The organism is Pedococcus sp., from assembly GCF_036554925.1.
Lineage (GTDB): Bacteria > Actinomycetota > Actinomycetes > Actinomycetales > Dermatophilaceae > Pedococcus_A.
In genome coordinates, this window is sequence record NZ_DATBMI010000219.1 from 1 (window position 1) to 3,856 (window position 3,856).

General features: G+C 73.1%; 5 protein-coding genes. 4 read left to right on the forward strand and 1 reads right to left on the reverse strand.

The annotated features are described in order from the left end of the window. Nucleotides 1-67 precede the first annotated feature (67 nt). Complete coding sequence (xseA, locus tag VIB11_RS16455; RefSeq protein WP_332032688.1) at nt 68-1,330, forward strand: exodeoxyribonuclease VII large subunit; 1,263 nt, start codon at nt 68-70, stop codon at nt 1,328-1,330. 10 nt (nt 1,331-1,340) lie between these two features. Further along, nucleotides 1,341-1,577 carry an exodeoxyribonuclease VII small subunit gene (locus VIB11_RS16460; protein ID WP_332032690.1) on the forward strand — a complete coding sequence of 79 codons (237 nt, stop codon included), beginning with the start codon at nt 1,341-1,343 and terminating at the stop codon, nt 1,575-1,577. 43 nt (nt 1,578-1,620) lie between these two features. On the opposite strand, the gene VIB11_RS16465 is transcribed toward VIB11_RS16460, so the two are convergent. Then, the gene (locus tag VIB11_RS16465; RefSeq protein ID WP_332032691.1) at nt 1,621-2,184 is read right to left on the reverse strand and encodes a DUF4245 domain-containing protein; all 564 of its coding nucleotides are present in this window, start codon (nt 2,182-2,184) and stop codon (nt 1,621-1,623) included. A 96-nt stretch (nt 2,185-2,280) separates the two neighbouring features. Between VIB11_RS16465 and glpX the strand changes: the two genes are divergently transcribed. Next, nucleotides 2,281-3,336 (forward strand): class II fructose-bisphosphatase, encoded by a 1,056-nt coding sequence (gene glpX / locus VIB11_RS16470; RefSeq protein WP_332057156.1) that lies wholly within the window; start codon nt 2,281-2,283, stop codon nt 3,334-3,336. Further along, the coding region (locus VIB11_RS16475) for a PfkB family carbohydrate kinase (protein WP_332057157.1) at nt 3,333-3,856 on the forward strand (524 nt) is incomplete at its 3' end. The genes glpX and VIB11_RS16475, both read left to right, overlap by 4 nt.

Sequence of the window (3,856 nt, forward strand, 5' to 3'; positions counted from 1 at the left end):
CTCGTCCGGGCGCGTCCGGGCGTGGTGCGACGGTGCGGCGTGGGCGCCGGCTCCTAGAGTGACGTCCGTGACGCCGCCAGACCTGCCCGAGCGGGCCGCCGACACCACGGCTGAGCAGCCCTGGCCGGTGCGGCTGCTCAGCCTGAAGATCGCGGACTACGTCGAGAAGATGTCCGTGCTGTGGGTCGAGGGACAGGTCGTCCAGCTGAACCGCCGTCCCGGCGCCCGCACGGCATACCTCACCCTGCGTGACCCGGACGTCGACATGTCCCTCTCCGTGGCCATCCAGGTCAACGCCCTCGACGCCATGCCGGCACCGCTCGACCAGGGAGCGCGGGTCGTCCTGCAGGCCAAACCGGTGTTCTGGACCCAGCGGGGCTCGCTCATGCTCGATGCCCGGCAGATCCGGCCCGTGGGTGTCGGCGAGCTGCTCGCCCGGATCGAGCACCTCAAGCGCACTCTCGCGTCGGAGGGCCTGTTCGACCCGGAGCGCAAGAAGCCGCTGCCCTTCCTCCCCCGCACCGTCGGGCTGGTCTGCGGCCGGGCGAGCGCCGCCGAGAAGGACGTGGTCGAGAACGCCCGGCGGCGATGGCCGACCGTGCGGTTCGCGATCCGGGAGGTCGCCGTGCAGGGGCCGACGGCCGTCACCGAGGTGACGGCAGCGCTCGAGGAGCTCGACGCGGACCCAGCGGTGGACGTCATCGTCATCGCCAGGGGCGGCGGCTCGGTCGAGGACCTCCTGCCCTTCAGCAACGAGAGCCTGCTGCGCGCGGTCGCCGCGACTCGGACCCCGGTCGTCAGCGCGATCGGGCACGACGTCGACACGCCCCTGCTCGACCACGTCGCCGACTGGCGCGCCTCGACGCCCACGGACGCCGGCAAACGGGTGGTGCCCGATGCCGCCCGGGAACGCCAGTCGGTCGAGCAGGCCCGCCAGCGCACGCGGCGCGCCCTCTCGACCCGTGTCGACAGCGAGCGCCGCCACCTCGTCGCCCTCCGCTCACGCCCCGTGATGGCCGACCCGACCGCCATGCTCCGGGCCCGGCGGGAGGAGGTCGATGCCCTCACCCGGCGCGCGCGGCACCGCACGCTGGCCGCGGTGCACCGCGCCACAGACCACATCGCCCACCTGCGCGCACAGGTCCGCACCCTCTCGCCCCTGTCGACGCTGGAGCGGGGGTATGCCGTGGTGCAGCACCGCGACGGCCACGTCGTGACGGACCCCGCCGAGGTCGAGGTGGACGAGCTCCTGCGCGTCCAGGTGGCCCGGGGAGACTTCGCGGCCCGCGCGGTGGGTCTGCCGGGCGGTGCCGTCGGCGGGTCGCCGTAGGGTGGGGGCCATGCCCACGAGCCCCGAGAGCGCCGCAGCCAGCACGAGCGACGAGTTCCCGGACGTCGCCGACCTCCCCTACGAGGCCGCCCGCGACGAGCTCATCGGCATCGTCGCCCAGCTCGAGGGCGGCCAGGTCGCCCTGGAGGAGAGCATGCGCCTGTGGCGCCGGGGTGAGGCCCTGGCCGCGCACTGCAGCACCTGGCTCGACGACGCCGAGGCGAGCCTCACCGCCACCGAGGAGTAGCCGGCAGGGCTGCTCCGGGCTGCTCCGGGCTGCTCAGGGCTGCTCAGGGCTCGGGGGTCCGAACCGGCTCCAGGGCCTCCGCGAACGCCGTGAGCTCCTCGAAGGTGCCCGTGCCGGTGATCAGGGTGGTCAGCCCGTCGGCCGACGTGCCCTGCGCGAGCAGGCTGCGCTGGATCTTCGGGGTGCGCTCGAAGGTCGCCCAGGTCCGCCCCGCGGCCTCGATCTCACCGGTGCGCCGGGCCCGGTTGGTCTGCGCCTCGATCCACCCGCTGGTGGCGTCCTTGGTCTGCTCCAGCGCCACGTAGTTGCCGGTCGGCGACTGGTACCCGGCGTGCCAGGTCATCAGTCCGTCGGTGCTGCGCACGTGGCGCACGCTGGTCGCCTTCCAGCCCTCGGGCAGTCCCGCCGGCACCGAGATGCTCCACCCGCTCTCCCGCGCGACCTCCACCGAGGCGGCGGCCACGTCGACGGGCGGCTGCGAGACGTTGTTGACGCGCGGGACGACGGCGATGAGCACGGCCACGAGACCGGCGACCACGAGCATCGACCGGATCATGTTGGCGACCGAGCCGGAGGCGTAGGAACTGCGGGGGGACGGCGTGCTCACCCCCCTATGGTCCCTGACCCCCTCCGCCCGGCGCCAACCGGCCCGCCTTGGCTAGAGTCAGCGCCATCACCCGCTGCCGCGTGAAGGAAATGCCGCATGTCCGAGCACACCCTGCCCAACCCGCTGCGGGTCAGCGGCGAGGCGCCCGACCGCAACCTGGCGCTCGAGCTGGTCCGCGTCACCGAGGCCGCCGCCATGGCCGGTGGCCGCTGGGTGGGGCGCGGCGACAAGAACGGCGCGGACGGCGCGGCGGTCGAGGCCATGCGCACGCTGATCTCGACGGTCTCCATGAACGGCGTGGTCGTCATCGGCGAGGGCGAGAAGGACGACGCGCCGATGCTCTACAACGGCGAGCGGGTGGGTGACGGCAACGGACCCGAGTGTGACGTCGCCGTGGACCCCATCGACGGCACCACGTTGACGGCCAAGGGCCAGTCGAACGCCGTCTCGGTCCTCGCGGTCTCGGAGCGCGGCTCCATGTACGACCCGAGCGCGGTCTTCTACATGGACAAGCTCGTCACCGGCCCGGAGGCGGCCGACGTGGTCGACATCCGGCTGCCCGTCAAGGAGAACATCCGCCGGATCGCCAAGGCGAAGAAGGAGACGCCCGAGGACGTCACGGTGGTCATGCTGGACCGGCCCCGGCACGAACCGCTGGCACGCGAGGTGCGCGAGGCGGGCGCCCGGCTCCGCTTCATCTCCGACGGCGACGTGGCGGGCGCCATCATGGCGGCCCGCGACGACACCGGCATCGACCTGCTCCTCGGCGTCGGCGGCACCCCCGAGGGCATCATCGCCGCCTGTGCCATCAAGTGTCTGGGCGGCGTCATCCAAGGGCGGCTGTGGCCCAAGGACGACGACGAGCGGCAGCGCGCCCTCGACGCCGGCCACGACCTCGACGCGGTGCTGGCCACCGATGACCTCGTCACGAGCGAGAACTGCTTCTTCGTCGCCACGGGCATCACCGACGGCGAGCTCCTGCGCGGCGTGCGCTACCGCGCCGGCAGCGTGACCACCCACTCCCTGGTGATGAGGTCCAAGTCGGGCACGATCCGGCTGATCGAGAGCCACCACCGCCTGGACAAGCTCCGGGCGTACAGCGCCATCGACTTCGACCACGGCCGTTCCGGCGGCGCGGGGAGCCCGTCGTGAGCGAGCGGATGCTCGTGATCGGGGAGGCCCTCATCGACCGTGTCCGCGACACCGATGGCGACGTCTCCGAGCACCCCGGGGGCAGCCCGGCCAACGTCGCCGTGGGCCTCGCCCGCCTCGACCAGAAGGTCGACTTCGCGACCCGGCTCGGCCAGGACGAGCGCGGCGCCCGCGTCGCGAACCACCTCACCCGGCACGGTGTCTCTCTGACCGCGGCCAGCACCGCGGCACCCTCCACGTCGGTGGCCGAGGCCCACCTCGATGCCACGGGCGCGGCGGAGTACACCTTCGACCTGCACTGGGACCTGCCGCGGGTGAGGATCCCCGCCGGGGCGACGCACGTCCACACGGGGTCCATCGCGGCCGTCCTCGAGCCCGGCGCCACCTCCGTCCTGGAGACGCTCCGCTCCGCGCGGGAACGGGCCACGATCTCCTACGACCCGAACCTCCGTCCCGACATCATGGGCGACCTCGACCACGTCCGCGAACGTGTCGAGGAGATCATCGCCCTCGCCGACGT